The sequence below is a fragment of the Pseudomonas sp. A34-9 genome (assembly GCF_029543085.1).
GTDB lineage: Bacteria > Pseudomonadota > Gammaproteobacteria > Pseudomonadales > Pseudomonadaceae > Aquipseudomonas.
In genome coordinates this window covers 3,730,787-3,749,503 of the sequence record NZ_CP119967.1, presented here as the reverse complement: position 1 = coordinate 3,749,503, position 18,717 = coordinate 3,730,787, and the positions used below count along the sequence as shown (strand labels likewise).

General features: G+C 58.1%; 21 protein-coding genes. 9 read left to right on the top strand and 12 right to left on the bottom strand.

The window, feature by feature from the left end:
- Positions 1 to 146 precede the first annotated feature (146 nt).
- Both P3G59_RS16695 and P3G59_RS16690 read left to right on the top strand, forming a co-directional pair.
- The gene (locus tag P3G59_RS16695; protein WP_277758141.1) at positions 147 to 1,274 is read left to right on the top strand and encodes a saccharopine dehydrogenase NADP-binding domain-containing protein; all 1,128 of its coding nucleotides are present in this window, start codon (positions 147 to 149) and stop codon (positions 1,272 to 1,274) included.
- Between the two features lies 1 nt (position 1,275).
- Positions 1,276 to 1,782 (top strand): DUF2269 domain-containing protein, encoded by a 507-nt coding sequence (locus tag P3G59_RS16690; RefSeq protein WP_277758140.1) that lies wholly within the window; start codon positions 1,276 to 1,278, stop codon positions 1,780 to 1,782.
- On the opposite strand, the gene P3G59_RS16685 is transcribed toward P3G59_RS16690, so the two are convergent.
- Positions 1,751 to 2,218, bottom strand: coding sequence for a thiol-disulfide oxidoreductase DCC family protein (locus P3G59_RS16685; protein WP_277758139.1), 468 nt, complete (start codon positions 2,216 to 2,218; stop codon positions 1,751 to 1,753). The two genes, P3G59_RS16690 and P3G59_RS16685, sit on opposite strands and share 32 nt — an antisense overlap.
- 200 nt (positions 2,219 to 2,418) lie before the next feature.
- Between P3G59_RS16685 and P3G59_RS16680 the strand changes: the two genes are divergently transcribed.
- The gene (locus P3G59_RS16680) at positions 2,419 to 3,672 is read left to right on the top strand and encodes an MFS transporter (protein ID WP_277758138.1); all 1,254 of its coding nucleotides are present in this window, start codon (positions 2,419 to 2,421) and stop codon (positions 3,670 to 3,672) included.
- Between the two features lie 103 nt (positions 3,673 to 3,775).
- On the opposite strand, the gene P3G59_RS16675 is transcribed toward P3G59_RS16680, so the two are convergent.
- From P3G59_RS16675 to P3G59_RS16665, 3 genes are all read right to left on the bottom strand, one after another.
- The gene (locus P3G59_RS16675; RefSeq protein ID WP_277758137.1) at positions 3,776 to 4,777 is read right to left on the bottom strand and encodes an acyltransferase; all 1,002 of its coding nucleotides are present in this window, start codon (positions 4,775 to 4,777) and stop codon (positions 3,776 to 3,778) included.
- A 453-nt stretch (positions 4,778 to 5,230) separates the two neighbouring features.
- Positions 5,231 to 5,449 (bottom strand): hypothetical protein, encoded by a 219-nt coding sequence (locus P3G59_RS16670; protein ID WP_007916145.1) that lies wholly within the window; start codon positions 5,447 to 5,449, stop codon positions 5,231 to 5,233.
- A gap of 188 nt (positions 5,450 to 5,637) precedes the next feature.
- Complete coding sequence (locus P3G59_RS16665; RefSeq protein WP_277758136.1) at positions 5,638 to 6,000, bottom strand: hypothetical protein; 363 nt, start codon at positions 5,998 to 6,000, stop codon at positions 5,638 to 5,640.
- Between the two features lie 492 nt (positions 6,001 to 6,492).
- On the opposite strand from P3G59_RS16665, the gene P3G59_RS16660 reads away from it, so the two are divergent.
- Positions 6,493 to 6,783 carry a hypothetical protein gene (locus tag P3G59_RS16660; protein WP_277758135.1) on the top strand — a complete coding sequence of 97 codons (291 nt, stop codon included), beginning with the start codon at positions 6,493 to 6,495 and terminating at the stop codon, positions 6,781 to 6,783.
- A gap of 217 nt (positions 6,784 to 7,000) precedes the next feature.
- Here the strand turns inward: P3G59_RS16660 and P3G59_RS16655 are convergent, their stop codons facing one another.
- A complete protein-coding gene (locus P3G59_RS16655) occupies positions 7,001 to 7,393 on the bottom strand; it encodes a GFA family protein (protein ID WP_277758134.1) in 393 nt (130 codons plus the stop codon).
- Between the two features lie 2 nt (positions 7,394 to 7,395).
- Complete coding sequence (locus P3G59_RS16650; protein ID WP_277758133.1) at positions 7,396 to 7,644, bottom strand: DUF6555 family protein; 249 nt, start codon at positions 7,642 to 7,644, stop codon at positions 7,396 to 7,398.
- 194 nt (positions 7,645 to 7,838) lie between these two features.
- Between P3G59_RS16650 and P3G59_RS16645 the strand changes: the two genes are divergently transcribed.
- Complete coding sequence (locus P3G59_RS16645) at positions 7,839 to 8,273, top strand: DNA methylase (RefSeq protein ID WP_277758132.1); 435 nt, start codon at positions 7,839 to 7,841, stop codon at positions 8,271 to 8,273.
- Positions 8,274 to 8,320: 47 nt separating this feature from the next.
- Here P3G59_RS16645 and P3G59_RS16640 read toward each other — a convergent pair whose 3' ends face one another.
- Positions 8,321 to 8,797, bottom strand: coding sequence for a short chain dehydrogenase (locus P3G59_RS16640; RefSeq protein WP_277758131.1), 477 nt, complete (start codon positions 8,795 to 8,797; stop codon positions 8,321 to 8,323).
- A 237-nt stretch (positions 8,798 to 9,034) separates the two neighbouring features.
- Here P3G59_RS16640 and P3G59_RS16635 point away from each other — a divergent pair, with 237 nt between their 5' ends.
- A complete protein-coding gene (locus P3G59_RS16635; RefSeq protein WP_277758130.1) occupies positions 9,035 to 9,190 on the top strand; it encodes a hypothetical protein in 156 nt (51 codons plus the stop codon).
- 196 nt (positions 9,191 to 9,386) lie between these two features.
- Here P3G59_RS16635 and P3G59_RS16630 read toward each other — a convergent pair.
- Positions 9,387 to 10,528, bottom strand: a protein-coding gene (locus tag P3G59_RS16630; RefSeq protein WP_277758129.1) for an IS3 family transposase whose coding sequence is annotated in 2 segments (ribosomal slippage) — positions 9,387 to 10,279 and positions 10,279 to 10,528 — 1,143 coding nt in all. Because the reading frame shifts where the segments join, the coding sequence is not laid out codon by codon here.
- Positions 10,529 to 10,713: 185 nt separating this feature from the next.
- Between P3G59_RS16630 and gabP the strand changes: the two genes are divergently transcribed.
- The gene (gabP, locus tag P3G59_RS16625; RefSeq protein ID WP_277758128.1) at positions 10,714 to 12,114 is read left to right on the top strand and encodes a GABA permease; all 1,401 of its coding nucleotides are present in this window, start codon (positions 10,714 to 10,716) and stop codon (positions 12,112 to 12,114) included.
- A gap of 146 nt (positions 12,115 to 12,260) precedes the next feature.
- Here the strand turns inward: gabP and P3G59_RS16620 are convergent, their stop codons facing one another.
- Positions 12,261 to 14,120: an ABC transporter ATP-binding protein gene (locus P3G59_RS16620; RefSeq protein WP_277758127.1), complete on the bottom strand. Its 1,860-nt coding sequence runs from the start codon at positions 14,118 to 14,120 to the stop codon at positions 12,261 to 12,263.
- 235 nt (positions 14,121 to 14,355) lie between these two features.
- Here P3G59_RS16620 and P3G59_RS16615 point away from each other — a divergent pair, with 235 nt between their 5' ends.
- Together P3G59_RS16615 and P3G59_RS16610 are read left to right on the top strand one after the other, a co-directional pair.
- Positions 14,356 to 14,550: a hypothetical protein gene (locus tag P3G59_RS16615; RefSeq protein WP_277758126.1), complete on the top strand. Its 195-nt coding sequence runs from the start codon at positions 14,356 to 14,358 to the stop codon at positions 14,548 to 14,550.
- Positions 14,551 to 14,780: 230 nt separating this feature from the next.
- The gene (locus tag P3G59_RS16610; RefSeq protein WP_277758125.1) at positions 14,781 to 15,038 is read left to right on the top strand and encodes a DUF2790 domain-containing protein; all 258 of its coding nucleotides are present in this window, start codon (positions 14,781 to 14,783) and stop codon (positions 15,036 to 15,038) included.
- Between the two features lie 44 nt (positions 15,039 to 15,082).
- Here P3G59_RS16610 and P3G59_RS16605 read toward each other — a convergent pair whose 3' ends face one another.
- From P3G59_RS16605 to P3G59_RS16595, 3 genes are all read right to left on the bottom strand, one after another.
- A complete protein-coding gene (locus P3G59_RS16605; protein ID WP_277758124.1) occupies positions 15,083 to 16,018 on the bottom strand; it encodes a LysR family transcriptional regulator in 936 nt (311 codons plus the stop codon).
- Positions 16,019 to 16,256: 238 nt separating this feature from the next.
- Complete coding sequence (locus tag P3G59_RS16600) at positions 16,257 to 17,210, bottom strand: aldo/keto reductase (RefSeq protein WP_277758123.1); 954 nt, start codon at positions 17,208 to 17,210, stop codon at positions 16,257 to 16,259.
- A 22-nt stretch (positions 17,211 to 17,232) separates the two neighbouring features.
- Positions 17,233 to 18,699, bottom strand: a complete 1,467-nt coding sequence (locus tag P3G59_RS16595) for an efflux transporter outer membrane subunit (protein WP_277758122.1) — start codon at positions 18,697 to 18,699, stop codon at positions 17,233 to 17,235.
- Positions 18,700 to 18,717: the final 18 nt, after the last annotated feature.

The window sequence follows — 18,717 nt, the reverse complement described above, 5'->3', positions numbered from 1 at the left end:
CCGTTCGTCAACTTGGCAGTGGCGTGCCCGCTAGTTCACTGCTGCACGGGCGCGCAAGAGCGGCAGCCATTGATCTGAATGGCTTGCCGGCGTTCGGCCCTATATCCTGCACGCCTGTGTGAGGGAATGACTTAGGGAAAAATTGCATGCCGTTCAGGGTGATGGTGGTCGGTGGTTATGGAAATTTCGGCAGCATCGTGTGCCGGCATCTGGCGCTGATGCCGGACATCGGTCTGGTGCTTTCGGGGCGTGATCCGCACAAGTTGCAGCGCAAAGTCGATGAGCTGAACAATCAATCGGGCAACGTCTGCGAAGGCTGGTGCGGCGATGCCATGGGTGGCGAATTCAAGTCCGCATTGCGCGCGCTGAACATCCAGTTGGTCGTCCATACCGGTGGGCCGTTTCAAGGGCAATCCTATGCGCTCGCTGAAAGCTGCATCGACGCCGGCGTGAACTACTGCGACCTGGCGGACTGCCGCACGTTCGTCAACGGCATCGGCATTCTCGATGCGCGGGCGAAGCAGGCCGGCGTGGCGATCCTCAGTGGTTGCAGCTCGGTGCCGACGTTGTCGTCCGCGATCATCGATGAGCAGCGCCAGCACTTTTCACGCATTGATTCGATCGAGCATGGCATTTCCTCATCGGCGAAAATGCCGGGGCTGTCGACCATCGAAGGCGTGCTCGCCTACGCCGGCAAACCGATCAAGCAACTTAAAAACGGCAAGGTGCATGAGGTGTCGGGCTGGCTGGACCTGACCTTGCGCAAAATGCCGCAGATGGGCACCCGCCTGCTGGCCAATGTTGATGTGCCGGACATGGACATCTTCGCCCATCGTTATGGCGCGCAGACCTTGAGCTTCAAGGCCGGCGCCGGGCTGAAACTCGGCGGCATCGCCAACGGCCTGCTGGCTCAGGCACTCAAAGTCGGGCTGGTCCGCGACCATGCGCTGTGGGCGGCAAGACTGCATCGCCTCGGCATGCGCTTCGAGCGTTTCGGCGATGGCAAAAGCGCAATGTACATCGACGTGCAGGGCCTTGGCGTTGACGGCAAACCGTTGTCGATGACCGCGCAACTCACCGCCCTGAATGACAAAGGCCCGGAAATTCCCAGCTGCGCCGCCGTGGCCCTGGCCACGAAAATGGCGCAAGGCTACACGCCGCCCTCCGGCGCCCGACCTTGTGTGGGTGAAATCAGCGTTGCCGAGTACATGGCCGCGATCAACGATCCAGACAACCTGAGCCTGGCCGTGCATTTCTCGGACGGGCAACGCTGACATGCTCTATCTGTGTCTGAAGTACCTGCACATCATCGCGGCGATTTTCCTGTTCGGTTTCGGCATGGGTTCCTACCTCTACCTGATCGCCGCCAGCCGCACCGCCAACCCACAAGTAATCGCCCATGTCGCGCGCATGGTCGTACGTTTCGACACGTGGATCACCACACCGGCCGGTTTCGTGCAGATCATCACCGGCTACCTGCTGATGCGACTTTCGGGGTTGTCGATGAGCACTGACTGGGTGCTGACCTCGCTGATCATCTTCTTCTGCGTCGGCTCGCTGTGGCTGCCGGTGCTGCTTTTGCAGAAACGCCTGTGCGTAATGGCGTCGAGTGCAAGCGAGGCGGGGGCCCGTCTGGATGAGCAATACCAAGGCGTGTACCGCCAATGGTTGTGGATGGGCGTGCTCGGTTTCGCCGGCATGTTTGTCATCGTGCTGATGATGGTGACGAAGATGACACCGCTGCAGTTGTTCAGTTTGCTGGCGCAGGTGCAGTTGCTTTGAGGAAGCGCTGTTCATGGTCTGGCGTTGGCAACAGGCAAGTGTCGTACTTGCCGAACAGCCGATAGCGGTTTAGCGCGATGCGGTCGTAGGCCCAATCGCGCAAGCCTCGCGGGAAGACGCGCAGCAGTCGCAATACCTGCCAGCGGGCGGGTAATTGGCTGATGACCTCGAAGAAAGCGTCCGAACGTTCCCAGTAATGCCGGTCGCGGATTACCGCCATGGTGTCGAACTGATCGATGGGGAGGCCGGCCCACGCGAGCAACGCCTGGCCCTCCGGCGATTGAACCGCTGCCAAACGTACGCGACGCTGATGATCGTGACGAATCAAAAAGCGCGCCCAGCCGTTGCAGAGTTTGCAGACGCCGTCGAACAGGACCACGGATTCGCCGGGGTTGAGGAGCGGGGCGGGGGTTGGGCGGGTTTTTGAGGTCGGCATGGGGGCTCGGTTGAGATGGTACGATCGAGAATGTCTTGAGAAAAAACGCGATATTCACAAAAACCAAATGCTTGAGCACTTGTTTTCAAAGCTTGGCATTAATACGGACAGAATTAATGGCATTCATGGGCTAGTCAAGTGCATGGGGGCCGCACCGGAGCAACCGTTGCAGATCGTCATGTAACGAAAGGATAGGTGGCTTGAGTATATTTCGAAAGTATCTGTGCCTTGAAGTATTCATATGGATATATCTCGGCTGCTGGAATGCAACAGTCCCTCTGATTATTGTTCAGAGAGGTAGCCTGCTTGAGCTGGCAACCTACGAGGCAGCGCTCGCAATCACCGCCGTCGTTTCAGTGCTGTTTTTAGCTTCGCAAGTTGAAGCCATGCGGCGGAGCACTGCTATTAAGGCGGGCTGTATTGTTATTTTATTGACGGGAATTCTTCGTTACCCTTCTGTTGAAGTTTCGTATTCGATTGAAGCGCTGATGATTATTGATATTTTTGCAGTGTCAGCCTTTGGTGTTGTTCAATCTCTTTTTGGTGTGTATCCGGCTGAAACAGTCGAGAAACATCGCATGGAACATGCATTTCGTGTCCGCCGTATTATCATCACCATCAGTCGCGTCATAGGTCCCTTGTTGGCGGGAGTTGTTATCGGGATATTTTCGCCGCAGGCATCCCTTCTCTTTTCCGCGCTGGTGGGTGTTGGCGCTTTGGTTTTCGCATTCACACTACCGTTTGGCGTGGCACCTGATGCCACGCGAGTGAAATCACCCGTTGAGCGCTTTCAGGACATGTTCCTGGGGATCAAGTTGAAACTCATTCTTCCACCAGAAAGATTCCTGACAGTGTCTGGCTTTTTACTTTTCCTGACAGTGACCGCTACGGTGCCAATGCTGGTTCCCAACCAGATTCATGCCCATGGTCTTGCGCAAAGCAGCGTCGGTCTGTTCAACGCTGTATTCGCGGCAGGCGCTGTCGCGGGTTTGTATTTTCTCAGTCCATTTATTGCCAAGAGAAACCATCAGCGCATTAAATACCTCGCGCTATGGACCGTACTCACTGTTTCCCTCGGTGCATCGGCCCTGTCAGTCGAAATCTGGCAGTTGGCCGCGTGCCTCGTTATCGCAGGGGGCAGCAGCGCCTGTCTTTCACTTGTCGGGATAGATAAAAGAACGGTTTCAGTACCTTCTGGCGTTCGCATTCGATTGATGGCCGCGACTCTGGTTGTCAGCCAACTGGCGAACTCGGCTTCCTATCTGCTCGTGGGCTCTGCGATAACGCTGTTTGGCATTGGCGGTTTGTTATGGGTGTACCTGATTATCTTCATGATCGTCTTGCTGTATTGCGCTCTTTCAACATCCGTATGGGATTTTCTGGAAGATCCGGAAGACCCAGAGCTCTACTACAGGAATCATCATCCGAAGTTAGAGCCCGCCATGCGAACCTGAAGGGGTAGCCGTGATGACAGGAGCACAAGAAAAGCTGGCGAGTGATGTTTTTGCGCCGTTCGAAGCGCTTCAGCAAACGACCACATTTAGATTCCTGTCAACGTCAAGCTGCTGCTTCAGCGCCCCGCACTGGCTCCTCTCGATCCTTCCCATGTGTGCGAAGCGCATGCCGAAATTTCAACGCCGGCCGCTCGACGCAATAGTACGAAACACCACTCAGCAAGAACGACAGCACCAACACCGTCGCAACCTTGTGCCAATCGAATGAAGTGATTGGCCAGAGACCGTGCAGGAAGTAGATCACCACGAAGTGATTCAGGAATACGCCGTAGCTGATGTTCCCGAGAAACTCGTCAATCCGGTGAAACCTCAGCTTCGTCAACACGTACACAGCAGGAATCCCCAGCGCAATACCCGCGGCCACTTCAGCGTTGGACGGTCGGCGTTCGATCCAGCCCGCCATGATCGCCACAAAGATCAATGCCGCTGCCACAGCAGTGCCGCCGGCAATCGCTAAACCCTTCGCCTGCGGTTTGTAGAGGTAACTGCCGCACAGGAATATAAACAGGACGCCGGGCAACAAGCGGTAGCCGTAGTAGTCGGTGTTGATGAAACCCAGGCACGCGGGGAGGAAGACCGCAACGGACAAGGCGAAAGCCAAGCCCCGTGCTCGGTAGATGAGCAAGAACGGGATCACCAGATAGAAGCACATCTCAAGCCCGAGCGACCAGGCCGGCGGCAAAATCCACGATCCGCTCGCGCCGAACATATAGAAACCCAACGGCACGATCGCCAGGCTGGCGGCGATGTTTCTGAAGGTTAATTCGGCCCATTGCGGCGTGCCGGGCAGCAGGACATAGATCACCGCACAAGAAACGACGAAGTAGAACAGGAACTGCGGATAAAGGCGCAACGCCCGGTCCAGGTAGAACAGGCCGACTTTCTCGGGCGCCTTGTAGTTGCGCTCGATCAGAGAGGTCATGACGAAACCACTGATGAGCAGGAAGGAAATCACGGCAACCACACCCGGGTTGAACCCCATGAACAACTTGCCCATATGCGAAACAGCGACCAGAACGGCCAATAGCAGACGGTAGGCTCCCACGTGTATCCCCAAACGACCTTGTAGTTATGGCGGGTAAATTACGATGGTTTTTGGGGGGATGACAGGTTTTTCTCTGCGCGCGGGGCTAAAGGAATTCGGCGATAGATGCGATCTGGAAACGATGCCAGTTGCCATGGACCTTATTGTTGCGTGACGAATGTCAACTCAGGCCAAATCTCACGCCACGCTTTGGATCGAATGCGATCCAGAAACAGGTGGGACTTTTCGGATTTGAATCGATCGTTTAGTTCGCCACTCAGCGGATGAGGACAAGGGACCGGGATATTTCTTGATAGATAGTACTGAGCTTTATTGGCAGAAAGGGAATGGCGGGAATTTCAGGATTTTGGAGAATGCGGGATTTATGCGGGCCATTCGCGGTGGGCGAGAGCGCTCGGTACGGAACCAAGCGCTCAGGGCAGGGCGGGGCACTTAATGCTCCACCCTGACGTTTCAGCCTTTGTTTGCGTTTAGCTTGCGCAGTTCTTCGTAGGTCGCCGACTGGACGAACCAGAAGCCGGAAATGATGCACCAGCACAGGGTGCCGGCCACGAAGATACCCAGCGCCGGGAGGAACCCGCTGGTGAAAATCGCGACGATAGCGACCAGCCAGATGAACGCCAGGGAGAGATAGAGAACGGTGTTGTTGACGCTGATGACGAAGTCTTTCACAGGGGCATATTCCTTGCGGGATGTAGAAAAATTCCCCCTCTCCGGGGGAGAACCAATGCTATCACATTGCCTTCATGGTTCAAGGAAGGGGAACTCATTGCCGGTCGCTTCTAGCCGAAAGCAGACGCCCAATGCAATCTTGATCCCTTTGTGGCAGCAGCCACACCACCGCCACAAGGGGATTACCCTCAATCCACCGGCACAACCTTATCCAGCGCTTGATTCACCGCCAATTCCCCGAGCATCACTACTTGCGCAATCCCCAGCGCAGTCTTGCGGTGGCCTGGGTCCAGGAGGGCGGCGAAGTTGCAGAGCATTTCTGTGGCTGAGCTGAGGGACTCGCTGGCGTTAACGAGCAGGGACTCGCTGTCGTAGTCGGCATTGGCCAGAAACATGGGTGCGTGTTTCTGTTCGCTGCCCATGATGCGTTGGGTTGGCGTGAGGTAGTAATCGAGGGCGCGTTCGGCGGCTTCGTGGAATTTCTTCGACTCGGGCGATTCGTACGGGGAGGCCGGATCTGCTTCCGGCGGATTTGGCGTTACTTTGAACATATTCTTCTTTTTCCTGTTATGTGGCCGCCACTCCGAGCTACTAAACAGGGGGTGGCAGCTGTACGCAGGTTAGTAGACCGGGGAAAAGAAGAAAGCCGGCGCGCCCGAGGACGCCCTACGCACAGCCGCCATCAAGTGCAGGTACGTGAATACCTTTTGACGGATGCTTGTGCACTTTCATTTACCACGGGCTACTAAACCCGATCACTGGGAATCAGTGACGCGAACCAAGTTACCGGTGACCCCTGAAGCGCACAAGCCGGCGGATTCTGGCGTAGTCGTAGGCAACGGCGCAAGACGTTGTAGCCTTAAGCAAGTAACGCAACGTGTCTTTTAAACGGCCACGGAAAACTCCTAAACACGCTTCATCAACACACCGTTCAAAATGACATTCGTCGGTCCATCCTCCCGCTCAGGCAATGGTGTGGAACCCTCACGACTGGGCACGCACCAACGCTAAGTTGCAACCCAGAAAGACGAGGAAGGATACCTATGTCAGTTCATCCGATTTTGTTCCTGGGTGGTTCCGGCGCCATCGGCCGCCGGTCTGCCAAAGCGCTGCGCGCCGCCCACCCCGATGTCCCTTTACTGATCGGCGGCCGTGACCTGGCCAAGGCTCAACAAGCCGCAGCAGAAATGGGCGGGGCGCAGGGCGTGGTCATTGATCCTGCCGTCGATGACCTGGGGCTGGGTGATCGCCCGGTCAGCGCCGTGGCGGTTTTCTACATGGATCATTCCCTGGCCGGGCTGCGTTTCGCGCAGAAGTGCAAGATTCGCATCTGAGCATTTCTTCCGGCGTATTCGAGATTGCGCCGCAAATCGCGAGTTTTATGCATCGCCCTGACGCGGCGCCTATTGTGCTGGGTTACGAATGGATGGTGGGCGCGACGACCGTGGCGACGCTGCACCTTGCCGAAGCGTTTGCCCGGGTGCGCGATTGCCTATGTTGCTCATCGAACCGCTGGCGAACCTTGATGCGCGCGCCAGTGGCCATCTCCCTTCACGGCGACGGCCAAGGCCCGCCATCCGCCACGGGTACTTCGCCCAGATCATATGGATTAACCCCTTCAAGGCAGCCGACATTGAAACCAAACTCCTGCGGATTGGTGCTGCGTCGGTGATGGGTGTAGATGCCGCAGTTGCTGCAAAAAAAATTCTCGGCTACTTGCTGGCCAAAGCTGTATTTCGATAGCGCCGATTTTCCGCGAATCACCTTCAGGTCAGCCGCCGGCACCGCGGCGACGATCGCGCCTCGGCGTTTGCAGAACGAACAGTCGCAGCGGTGCGGCGTGGGCAGGCCATCAGGTAAGTGGATTTCGAGGATCACGGCGCCGCAATGGCAGCTGGCGCGATGGTCGCGGCGGATGGCTGTGGTGCCGATCTGTTTGAGCATGACTAAGCCTCCATCCAGTCCAGCGTTGCCGTTTCGCGCCACTTCACCTCGGTGATGCCGAACCGCTCGGCCTGGGGTTTGGAGATGACTTTCAACGGTGGCTTGCCGGGTTTGGGAATCGGCGCAATGCCGGCATCGCAGCTCGCCCAATGCCATGCGTCAGCGTTGCGCATGGTTTTTGCGCGGATGACGAATGATTTTGACTGGCCGTGAAGTTTGTATTCGATGACGAAGATGTCGACGTTGCTCATGCGTTCCTCCTTACGCTCATACGCAAATGAGTTTTGCCGAGGAAAAAAATTCAAAGGATTTTCGCGGTTTGTTTCAGGCCGCTCGTAATTGTTTTGCTTTGAACGGTTGGAACCGGCGGCAGCCTAAAGATCAAGCGTTTGCCAAGCACACATGCGGACTAACAGACCCCACGATTTCACCCCGGAGGTACCCGGTGAACAAGACGATCAGCGCCGAGGATTTGAACATTCAGCTCAAACACAACGATGACGCTGCCCTGTTCAAATGGCTGCTCGCCAGTTTCCTGATGGGCAAGCGGATACAGGCCGAAATCGCCGCCGAAGCTTATCGGGTGATTGCCGATAAACACGGGCGCGATACACCGCGCAAACTGGCTGCGTGCAGCCATCGTGAACTGGTCGCGATGCTCGGGGAGGCGCACTACGTGCGTTACGACGAGACCACCGCCGTGCGGCTTCACGCCTTGGCACGCCGGTTAAACGACGAGTACGCGGGCAAGGTCAGCCATATGGTCGAGGCCAGCGCTGATCGTCAGGCGTTTGAGCAGCGACTGGCGGAATTCGACGGCATCGGTCCGAAAACCGTGGAAATCTTCATGCGCGACGCGAGTGCTGTGATCAGCTTTTGATCGCGGGCCGTGACAACCAAGCGCACACCACCCGCGTCGTGCAAAGGCTACCTGACTCGACGACCAGAACGATTGATCGCCAGCAGGCACAGCCCGACCAGCAATGCTGCGCCTGCAACCAGCAGCGCCGAAGGTTGCATCGGTTGGCGCAAGCCTGCTGCTGTATGCCGCTGTGATATCGCCAGTGGTCGGGTTTCAACCGTCACTTCGTCAAGCCTCTGGAATGGCGTGACAGCGTCTGCCTGAAAGGGCATCTCCTCGATGCTCAGACGCAGGCCATCTGACAATTCCAGTGTCCGCGCGGTGATCGTGCCGACGAGTCTGTCCGGATAAACCGGTTCGCCATTGGGATCGAGTTGGTCGTACAGGAAGTTCTGCCCTTCGAGCCAGCCCACGGCCGTCTGTAACTCGGGGCCAAGGTAATACTTGCCGTCGAGGAAAAACCCGGAAAATTGGGGCGCGCGCTCGACGCTTTCAATGCGATAACGCTCACCCGGTTTCATACCGGTTTCAGTGGCAATCATGGTCAATCCCTCCGCTGTAGGTTCAGCGGTAGAGAACAAGGATCGGCTGTCGTTCCATGTAAAGGAGGAAAGGTAGCTGTTGTTCCGGAACAGCCATGTAAAAGGCGAAAACAACGTCGCCCGAACAAGGCCGGGCGAAACGGTGTGGAGCTAGCTCAATCAGTAATCCCAGATCGCCGGAATCCAGCGGAACGCCTCGCCGTTGGCGGCAACGCGGCCGATCGACGGAAACGGCAGGTGCGTGGCGACAAACCTCACGCGGTGTTGCGCCTGGCCACCGCGCCGGGGTTAAAAACCGTGTTCGGCGAGATCCTTTCGCCGCAGGCTGATGCGATTGAGTTGCCGAGTTATGCGGCGTTGCAGCGCACACAGATTGGAATGTGCGATCAGTGACTCGCCGGTTTCCACCACGAACGCCGGGTTCTCGTATGTCGATATCAGACACAACCATGGCGCAATCAGGCTACTGATTCACCGGGCAGGCCGGGTAAGGTGAGGTGTCTTTAAGTCAAGATAACCCCATAGAGATCATGGGGTTGATGATCTGGTCAAACGATACTGGACACAGTTATAGGGTTTTGTTCATTTCTCATGCCGCCAGGGCCTCCATGGCTACCGGAGTCCTATAACCGTTGTGGCTGTGCAGCCTGATCCGATTGTAATAGTGGGTCAGGTAGCGCAACACATCGGTACTGGCTTCGTCTTCGTTTCGGTAGCCGGCCTTGGGTATCCATTCAGATTTCAAACTGCCAAAGAAACGTTCCATCGGAGCGTTATCCCAGCAGTTTCCCCGTCGACTCATGCTTTGTTTTATCCGCATGTCCGACAACGTTTCACGGAACATTTTGCTGCTGTAATGACAGCCCTGATCCGAATGGAACATTAAGTTTTCAGGCCGTCCTCGCGACTCGAAAGCCACCTTCAAGGCTTGACAGGTTAGTGCTGAATCCGGGCTTCGGGACATCGCCCAGCCGACGATGCGTCGGGCATGCAGATCAAGTACCGCAGCCAGATAAACCCAGTAAGTACCCGCCCAGATGTAAGTCACGTCGCCACACCACACTTGATTGGGCGCCTCGACGTTGAATTTACGCTCCAAATGGTTAGGGGCGTATTGAGCCTCCGCGCCGCTGGGTTTGTAACGATGCCTGCGCCGTTGCTGGCTCTTTAATCCAATTTCGCGCATCAGGCTACGAGCCATGTAGCGACCTACAGACTCCTTTTCGTTACGCAACGCCTCTGACAGGCCTCGCGCGCCCATCGAACCGCGACTTTGCTGATGCAGTTCAACAGCCTTGATCTTGAGGCGATCGCGTTCAACATCAACTTTTGTGCCCTGTTTCAACCGGTCGTAAAAACTGCTGCGGTTGATTCCAAACACACCACACAACTCGGTTCTTGGATATTGCTCGCTTAACTCCTCGACCAGCCTTATCGATCGAGGGAATCCGACATCAAGAGAGCTGTAGCCTTTTTTAAGATTTCTTTCTCACGCTCAATCCGTCGGATTTTTGCTTCCAGTTCCTGAATGCGTTGTTGATCGGGTGTCATGGCCTTGGATCTTTCGGGCGTCTTGCCGTTGCGCTCCTGGCGCAACTGCTCAACCCAGCGGCGCAGAGCGGTCGGGCCCACCCCCATCGCTTCGCAGGCCTCACTTACTGAATAATCTTTATCCAGTACCAAGCAAGCCGCGTCCCGTTTGAAATCTGTCGAAAAGTACCGTCTAGTCAAAATTACACCTCGTCGTTGGGCGTAGATTACGCCCTTCAGGGGTGTCCAGAATCATTAAGCCAGATCATGATAAGAACTGCGGCGGTTGAGCAGGGCTTCTTTCGGGGAGTTCAACGGGCAACGACGGTGATCGTTTGCCCACATCAGTTCGCTTGAATGTCGATCAGCAGAGAATAAAAAAACCAATGATCAGCCCGAACTCAACGGATTCGAGTAGCCAATTGGCGCAGGGCTTCAAGCCTCGTCACGTCACCATGCTGTCCATTGCCGGGATTATCGGCGCCGGATTGTTCGTAGGCTCGGGGCACGCCATTGCGGCGGCGGGGCCGGCGGTTCTGCTGGCTTATCTGTTCTCGGGGTTGCTCGTCGTGCTGGTCATGCGCATGCTCGGCGAAATGGCGGTGGCCAATCCGGACACCGGCTCGTTTTCCACTTATGCCGACCAGGCGATCGGGCGCTGGGCCGGCTTCACCATTGGCTGGCTCTACTGGTGGTTCTGGGTGTTGGTCATTCCTATCGAAGCGCTGGCGGCCGGGCATGTGCTTAACCAATGGTTCCCGCAGGTCGATGCCTGGCTGTTTGCGTTGGGCTCGATCATTGCGCTGGTGGTGACCAACCTGTTCAGTGTGTCCAAATACGGTGAGTTCGAATTCTGGTTCGCCATGGCCAAAGTCGTGGCGATCATTGGTTTTATCGGTGTCGGGTTTGCCGTGTTGATGGGCTGGATTCCCGACAGAGAAGTCAGCGGCTTGAGCGGCTTGATGGCCGAGCACGGTGGATTTGCGCCCAATGGCTTGTCAGCGGTGGTTGGCGCTTTTATCACCATCATGTTCAGCTTCATCGGCACGGAAGCGGTGACCATCGCCGCCGCCGAATCGAACGATCCGTCGCGAAACATAGCCAAGGCCACGCGTTCGGTGATCTGGCGCATCGGTGTGTTTTACCTGCTGTCGATCTTCGTGGTGATCTCCGTGGTGCCCTGGAATGATCCGTTGCTGGCCTCGGTCGGCTCTTATCAGCGCGCCCTGGAAATCATGAACATTCCGCACGCCAAGTTCATGGTCGACGTGGTCGTGCTGATTGCCGTAGCCAGTTGCATGAACTCCTCGATCTACATTGCCTCGCGCATGTTGTACTCACTGGGCCGGCGTGGCGACGCGCCAAAAATGCTCAAGACAACCTCCTCGGCAGGCGTACCACGGGCCGCTGTTATCGCCAGCACCGTGCTCGGTGCGTCGATCACCGTGTGGAGCTATTTCATGCCGGCCGGGCTGTTCGAATTCCTGCTGGCCAGCTCCGGTGCGATTGCCTTGCTGGTGTACTTGGCGATTGCTGTATCGCAGCTGCGCATGCGCCGGATATTGCGTCAGCGCAAGGTCGAACTGACCTTTCGCATGTGGCTGTTTCCGTGGCTGACGTGGTTGGTAATCGTGTTCATTTGTGCCGCGCTGGCGGTGATGATGATCACCCCCGAGCACCGCACCGAAGTCACCACCACCATTGGCTTGGCGCTGGCGATTTCCTTTATTGGCCTGGTGACGTCGCGTCATCCTGCGCCGGCGGCGAGGGTCACGTCGGCAGGGTAGGGCGGGACGGCTCGCTTCGAAGGGTTATCACTGCAGATTCCGCATCCGTATGGTTCTTGCCTGGTTACGCAATTGCCCATAAACCCTCCTGTTGGGGTCAATGAAACCGGTAAGTCGCCGGCACCAGGAGGGATCATGTGGGGACCTCAAGCCTGATCCATCGCCGCCGCCACGCCCTGATCCTCACCCAGAAACCCGCCGCTCTGATGCTGCCAGAGCCGTGCATAAATGCCGTTTCTGTTCAGCAGTTCTGCGTGCGTTCCTTGCTCGATAATCCGTCCCTCATCCATGACGATCAGTCGATCCATCGCGGCAATCGTCGACAACCGATGGGCGATGGCGATCACGGTTTTGCCCTGCATCATTTCATCGAGGCTTTCCTGAATGGCCACTTCGACTTCGGAGTCCAGCGCACTGGTGGCTTCGTCGAGCAGCAGGATCGGCGCGTTCTTCAGCATCACCCGGGCGATGGCGATGCGTTGACGCTGGCCGCCGGAGAGCTTGATGCCGCGTTCACCGACCAGAGTGTCGTAGCCGCTGTGGCCTTGCTTGTCGCTCAGTTGGCCGATGAAGCCGTCGGCCTGCGCGTTGGCGGCGGCGCGGCGGATATCTTCGTCGCTGGCGTCCGGGCGGCCGTAGGCGATGTTGTCGCGAATCGAGCGGTGCAGCAGCGATGTGTCCTGGGTGACCATGCCGATGGCGCTGCGCAGGCTGTCTTGGCTCACCTGCGCGATGTTCTGGCCGTCGATGCGAATCTCGCCGCTGTCGACATCATAGAAACGCAGCAGCAGATTGATCAGCGTCGACTTGCCCGCACCGGAGCGGCCGACCAGACCGATTTTTTCGCCGGCGCGGATGCTCAGGCTCAGGTTGTCGAGGACCTGGCGTTCGCCGTTGTAGTTGAAATTGACCTTGTCGAACGTCACCGCGCCGCCAGCCGGCACCAGCACGCCGGCGTTCGGCGCGTCCTGCACTTTGGGGCCACGGGTGAGGGTGGCCATGCCATCCTGCACGGTGCCGATGTTCTCGAACAGCGAGGTCATTTGCCACATGATCCAGTGCGACATGCCATTGATGCGCAGCGCCATCGCGGTGATCGCCGCCACCGCGCCGGTGCCGACCTGGCCGAGGTGCCACAGCCACAGGGCATAACCGCCGGCACCGATAATCAGCCCGACCACCAGCGCCTGATTGACGATTTCGAACTGACTGACCAGGCGCATCTGGCGAAAACCGGTGAGCTTGAAATCTTCCATCGCCGCGCGGGCGAAGTGCGCTTCGCGTTTGGAGTGCGAGAACAGTTTCACCGTGGTGATGTTGGTGTAAGCGTCGGCAATGCGTCCGGTCATCGACGATCGCGCATCGGCCTGTTCCTGGCCGACCTGGCCCAGACGCGGCACAAAATACACCATGGCCAGCCCGAACAACGCGACCCAGATAATGAATGGCAGCATCAGTTTCAGCGCAAAGCCGCCGGCGAGGGCGATAATCGCAATGAAGTAAACGCCGATGCCGGGGGCGATTTCGATGAGCGTGAACAAGACTTCGCGCACCGCCAATGCGGTCTGCATGACCTTGGTCGTGACCCGTCCGGAGAACTCATCGGAGAAGAACGAAAGGCTTTGCCGCAGCATCAGCCGGTGAAAGTCCCAGCGCAGCCGCAACGGTAAATTGATCGCCAGGATCTGGTGCTGAACCATGGTGCGCAACGCCACCAGGCCGATGCTGATCAACAACACGATGCCGATGCCCCAGAGCATGCGACTCTCTTGCGCGTTGACACCACCGCCGGCCTGCCACGTTGAGAGCAGATCGACGACCTGGCCGAGAAAGGAAAACAGCCAGGCTTCGTAGATAGAAACACCGGCACTGAGCAGCGCCAGCGCCAGGATATAACCGCGTGCACCGCGCGTGCAGGCCCACAGGAACCGCATCAGGCCAACGGGCGGAGGGGGCGCTTCGTCGGGGGGGAAGGGGTCGAGCCGTTGTTCAAACACGCGCAGCATTGTGGTCTCCGAAATCTTCAGGGTCAGGGGATTCTGCCATTGAATGGCGGCTTTGCGGGTTTGCACTTCACCGACTTGTCCCCACTAAGTGTTATTGCCCGGGATCGCTGCGTTGCAGGACCCCACGGATTCCGGGGGCATGCCGATCAGCTAAGCTGTCTGCTCAGACGACTTGAGCAGCGCACGATGCAGCGAACAAATCCGGTTTCATGTTGGGAGTCGATGGGCAAAGGAAATGTTTAATTTCTTTTTGACGTTTCTGTTCGTGCTCATTCCCACGGCGTCGCTTTCACTCGACAGCTATCTTCGTTACCGAGTGGCCAAAAACCAACCGGTGAGCAAGGTGTGGAAGGGCTGCAATCACCTGCTTGCGATCCTGTTGATCATGCAGTTGCTGGGTTTGGCGCTGTACTTCTTTTACCTCGCCTGAGCGTAGCCATTTGCGGCAGACCGATAAGAGGTGACGCTGTTGATTCCGGAATATAAATCCTCCGCCTCGGATTGAACCCCCCTCTGACACGTGCGCTGCCATTCCCCTCCGATTTGGCAACAGTGTTTGTCCCGTCGCCCGATTTTTCCCGCCACCGTCATTCCCTAGCATCGTCCTCAAGCCGCCAGCAATCACGCTGAAGCGGTCAACTCAACGAGACGGTGAACCTCATGAACGCAATGAAAATCGCAATGGCGTTACTGCTTGGCAGTCTGGGCGCACAGGCCTATGCGGGTACGACAGAAACGCAAAACCTGCCGGTCGAAACCTATGCCTACTCGACAAAACTCGATATCGAACATGTGATCTCGATCACTGAGCCGGCGAACGAGTGTGCACCGGTGCCGGTTCAGATGACTTATGAAGATTCCCATGGCGAGCGCCATGTTTTGCAATACCAGGTCATGGGCACTGGCTGCTCCAGTTGATTCAGTGCAGAGAAGGGAGGGTCGACACTCCTTGTCTGCTGCGCTCAGTGCTTTCTTGCTCCCGCAATATCTTCATCCGATGCCAGTAATTCCGGGATCGACTGCTTGAGAAAATCCACCCAGGTTTTGGTCTTCGCATCAACGAACTTGCGCGACGGATAGATCGCGAACAGGTTCAACTCCTCCAGCCGGTACTCCGGCAACACCCGCACCAACGTCCCCGCACGCAGGCCATCCACGGCCGACGCTATCGGCTGAATGCCGATACCCATGCCTTTTCTGATCGCGATGGTCATGCCGTCGGCGGTGTTGATGTGGAAGGGTGACAGGGGAATGGTGATGGTCTCCAGGCCTTGCGGACCTTCGAACGTCCAGTGCTCCACCGGCATTACCGTGTTGACGATGCGCAGGCACTCGTGTTCGCCCAGGGCGGCGGGCGAGTGCGGTGTGCCGCGTTTTTCCAGGTACGCGGGTGAGGCGCAGAGGATGCTGTAGGTGATGCCCAGACGCTGCGCGACGAAGCCGGAATCCGGCAGTTCGCGGGCCAATACGATGGACATGTCGTAGCCCTCTTCGAGCAGGTCCGGCACGCGGTTGGTCAGGGTCAGGTCGAACATCACCGTGGGATGAATCTCGCGATAGCGGGCGATGGCGTCGATCACGTAGTGGTTGCCGATGGCCGACATCGCATGGATTTTCAAGCGGCCCACGGGCAGGGTTTGCGCAGTGCCGGCTTCTTCGTCGGCCTCGCGGACATCGTCGAGGATGCGCTCGCAGCGTTGCAGGTAACGCAGCCCGGCTTCGGTCAGGGCGAGGCGGCGGGTGGTGCGGTTGATCAGACGTGTGTGCAAGCGGGCTTCAAGGGCCGACACGGCTTTGGAGACGTTGGTTGTGGTGGTGTCGAGCAACTCGGCGGCCGCTGTGAAGCTGCCGCTTTGCGCGACGGCGACGAAGAACCGCATGCTCTGGAAAACGTCCATCGTTGTTCCGCCTTATGGTGGGTTGTGTGGTGTTGGTGAATCGCGGTTCACTTTTTATGGCGGCCCCTCACCCTAACCCTCTCCCGAAGGGAGAGGGGACTGACCGAGGTGTCTTGCGCTGTCCGCCGACCTGAAAGATCAAGTCGAACTCAGGATTTGAATAGCACGCGATCAGGCTCCCTCTCCCTCCGGGAGAGGGCCGGGGGTGAGGGTTACACTCTGCGTCACGCCACCGACTTCAAGCCGTACGCCCAGCAATAAACCCCGGCACCCCGGTTTCCACCACCGAATTGAAACGGATCCGCGTGCTGATATCTTCCTTGATCTCACGCATCGCCCGTTGCGGCAATGTCGCTATATCAAAATTCTCCTGAATATGGCTCGGCGTCGCTGACGTCGTCAGAAACGCCGTGCCACGCTGCACCGCCCACGCCAGCGCCACTTGCGCCGGGGTCTTCTGCACATGTCGGGCAATGCCGGTCAGCACAGCGTCGGCAAGGACGTTCGGTTGCATCCCGTGGCCCAGCGGCGCGAACGCCAGAAGGATGATGCCTTGCTGTTGGCAGAACTCGAGCATTTCCCATTCCGGCAGGTACGGGTGCGACTCGATCTGCACCACGGCCGGTTTGATCCGGGCGTGTGCGACGATTTCTTTCAGCGCCTGCAAAGTGATGTCCGACAGGCCGATGGACTTGCAGCGACCTTCGTCCACCAGACTTTCCAGCGCACGCCAGGTGTCGAGCAACGTGATCTCGCCATCGTAAATGACATGGCCGAACACATCCCGTGGGTCCTGATCATCCCCCGCCTGAAAAGCGAACGGCGTGTGGATCAGGTAGCAATCGATGTAGTCGGTTTGCAGACGCTGACAGCTCGCCTCGAAGGCAGGCTTGACCCGCTCGGGCCGGTGGTTGGTGTTCCACAGTTTGGTGGTGATGAACACGTCTTCACGGCGAATCTGGCCGGCAGCAAAAACCTGCTGAAACGCCACGCCGATCTGCGTTTCATTGCGATAGCGCTCGGCGCAGTCGAAATGGCGGAAACCCACCTCCAACGCGCATTTGACCGCTTCAGTGGTGGTGCTCAAATCGCGGAACAACGTGCCAAAGCCAACGGCCGGCATCGAGCCAGCGCCGTTGTTCAGCGGCCAGCGGGTGTCGCGAAGCGCACCGTGAAAGGCTTCGTAAGTCATGGTTTTTCTCCAGTGTCGGTGGTTACAGCGGTGTTTGCTCGGTGCCGGCTCGCGCGGCGATTTTCTGCTCGAAGACACCGACGGCATTGCCGCCCAGCGCCACGTACAACTGCACGGTGTCGAGATAGCGCGCGGTCTTCACCTGAATCTGCCCGAGCAACGCTTGCTCGTAGGCACGCTCGGCTTCGAGCACTTGCAGAACGCTGTTTTCGCCTTGGGCGTAAGCCTGTTGGTTGAGTCGCAAGCTGCTGTCAGCGGCGCGCAATGCATCGTCCTGCGCAAGGTTTTGTTCGGCGCCGTGATGGATCGCCTGCAAGCTGTCCGCGACCTGGCCGAACGACTGAATCAGCGTCTGCTGATAACGCGCGAGTGAGGCGTTGTAGCCATCGACGGCGGCCTGGCGCTCGGCTTTCAGCGTGCCGCCATTGAAGATTGGCGCGGTCAGCCCGGCAGCAAAGCCCCACAGCGCCGCGCCGCCATTGCCGGAAGCGGCTTGCGCCAACGAGGCCGACAGTTCGATACGCGGATAGAGATTGGCCGTCGCTACGCCCACGGCGGCACTGGCCATGTGCAGTTCGGCTTCGGCCTGCAGGATGTCCGGCCGGGTGCGCGCGGTTTCCGAGGGCAGGCTGACCGGCAGCGTCGCTGGCAAGGCAAAGTCGTCGAGGGTAAAGTCCGGCGCGATCCAGTCGGCCGGGCCTTTGCCAGCGAGAATCGACAAGGCATGCCGCGCCGCATCACGCTGCTGGGCGAGGGGCGGCAGCAGGGTGCGATCCTGAGCGAGGCGGGTTTCGGCCAGCGACACATCAATGCGCGTGGTGCTGCCGCTCTGCTGAGCGCGTTGTACCAGATTAAGGTTCTTTGTGTCATTGGCCAGCAGCGTTTGCACGGCCGCGATCTGCGCGTTGGCCGAGGCGATGAGCAACGCCTGTCGGGCCACTTCACCGGTCAGTGTGAGGTAGGCCGCTTCGTAGCGGTGTTTGTGCAAATCGGCCAACGCCTGCTGGCCTTCGACTTCACGCTTGATACCGCCGAAGGCATCCAGATCGAATGCCACTCGCGGGCCGATGGCGTAGACATTGGCAACGCTCGGCTGCGGTCCATTGTGGCTGCGTTGACGACCGCCCGCCGCCGCGAAATCCACTTGCGGGTACAGCGCGCCTTCCGCTGCGGCAACTGACGCGGCGGCCTGGCGCAACGTTGCGTCAGCGGCGACCAGTTCAAGGTTGCCGTCGATGGCGCGGCGCATCACTTGATCGAGTTTCGGCGAGCGCAGTGCCGTCCACCAATCGCCGTGCAGGCGTTGGCCCATGTCGAAGCGTTGAGCGCCGGAGGATTGCTCGGCTTGTTCATCGTAGTGTTCTGACGAACTGGCGGCGGGACGCTGAAAAACAGGGCCGACAGTGCAGGCCGAGAGCATCACCATCAGGGCCAATGCGCTGAAGGTTCCGGGGATTGCTGAACGAGTGAAGCGCGTAGACGTTTTCATTTTGCAGACTCCACAAAG

Excerpts from the sequence above, each read along its gene's own strand:
- gabP (WP_277758128.1), top strand. The coding sequence starts at position 10,714 with ATGATCAGCCCGAACTCAACGGATTCGAGTAGCCAATTGGCGCAGGGC.
- P3G59_RS16595 (WP_277758122.1), bottom strand. The coding sequence starts at position 18,699 with ATGAAAACGTCTACGCGCTTCACTCGTTCAGCAATCCCCGGAACCTTC.
- P3G59_RS16600 (WP_277758123.1), bottom strand. The coding sequence starts at position 17,210 with ATGACTTACGAAGCCTTTCACGGTGCGCTTCGCGACACCCGCTGGCCG.
- P3G59_RS16650 (WP_277758133.1), bottom strand. The coding sequence starts at position 7,644 with ATGAGCAACGTCGACATCTTCGTCATCGAATACAAACTTCACGGCCAG.
- P3G59_RS16640 (WP_277758131.1), bottom strand. The coding sequence starts at position 8,797 with ATGATTGCCACTGAAACCGGTATGAAACCGGGTGAGCGTTATCGCATT.
- P3G59_RS16695 (WP_277758141.1), top strand. The coding sequence starts at position 147 with ATGCCGTTCAGGGTGATGGTGGTCGGTGGTTATGGAAATTTCGGCAGC.
- P3G59_RS16655 (WP_277758134.1), bottom strand. The coding sequence starts at position 7,393 with ATGCTCAAACAGATCGGCACCACAGCCATCCGCCGCGACCATCGCGCC.
- P3G59_RS16685 (WP_277758139.1), bottom strand. The coding sequence starts at position 2,218 with ATGCCGACCTCAAAAACCCGCCCAACCCCCGCCCCGCTCCTCAACCCC.
- P3G59_RS16610 (WP_277758125.1), top strand. The coding sequence starts at position 14,781 with ATGAACGCAATGAAAATCGCAATGGCGTTACTGCTTGGCAGTCTGGGC.
- P3G59_RS16605 (WP_277758124.1), bottom strand. The coding sequence starts at position 16,018 with ATGGACGTTTTCCAGAGCATGCGGTTCTTCGTCGCCGTCGCGCAAAGC.
- P3G59_RS16615 (WP_277758126.1), top strand. The coding sequence starts at position 14,356 with ATGTTTAATTTCTTTTTGACGTTTCTGTTCGTGCTCATTCCCACGGCG.
- P3G59_RS16620 (WP_277758127.1), bottom strand. The coding sequence starts at position 14,120 with ATGCTGCGCGTGTTTGAACAACGGCTCGACCCCTTCCCCCCCGACGAA.
- P3G59_RS16660 (WP_277758135.1), top strand. The coding sequence starts at position 6,493 with ATGTCAGTTCATCCGATTTTGTTCCTGGGTGGTTCCGGCGCCATCGGC.
- P3G59_RS16690 (WP_277758140.1), top strand. The coding sequence starts at position 1,276 with ATGCTCTATCTGTGTCTGAAGTACCTGCACATCATCGCGGCGATTTTC.
- P3G59_RS16665 (WP_277758136.1), bottom strand. The coding sequence starts at position 6,000 with ATGTTCAAAGTAACGCCAAATCCGCCGGAAGCAGATCCGGCCTCCCCG.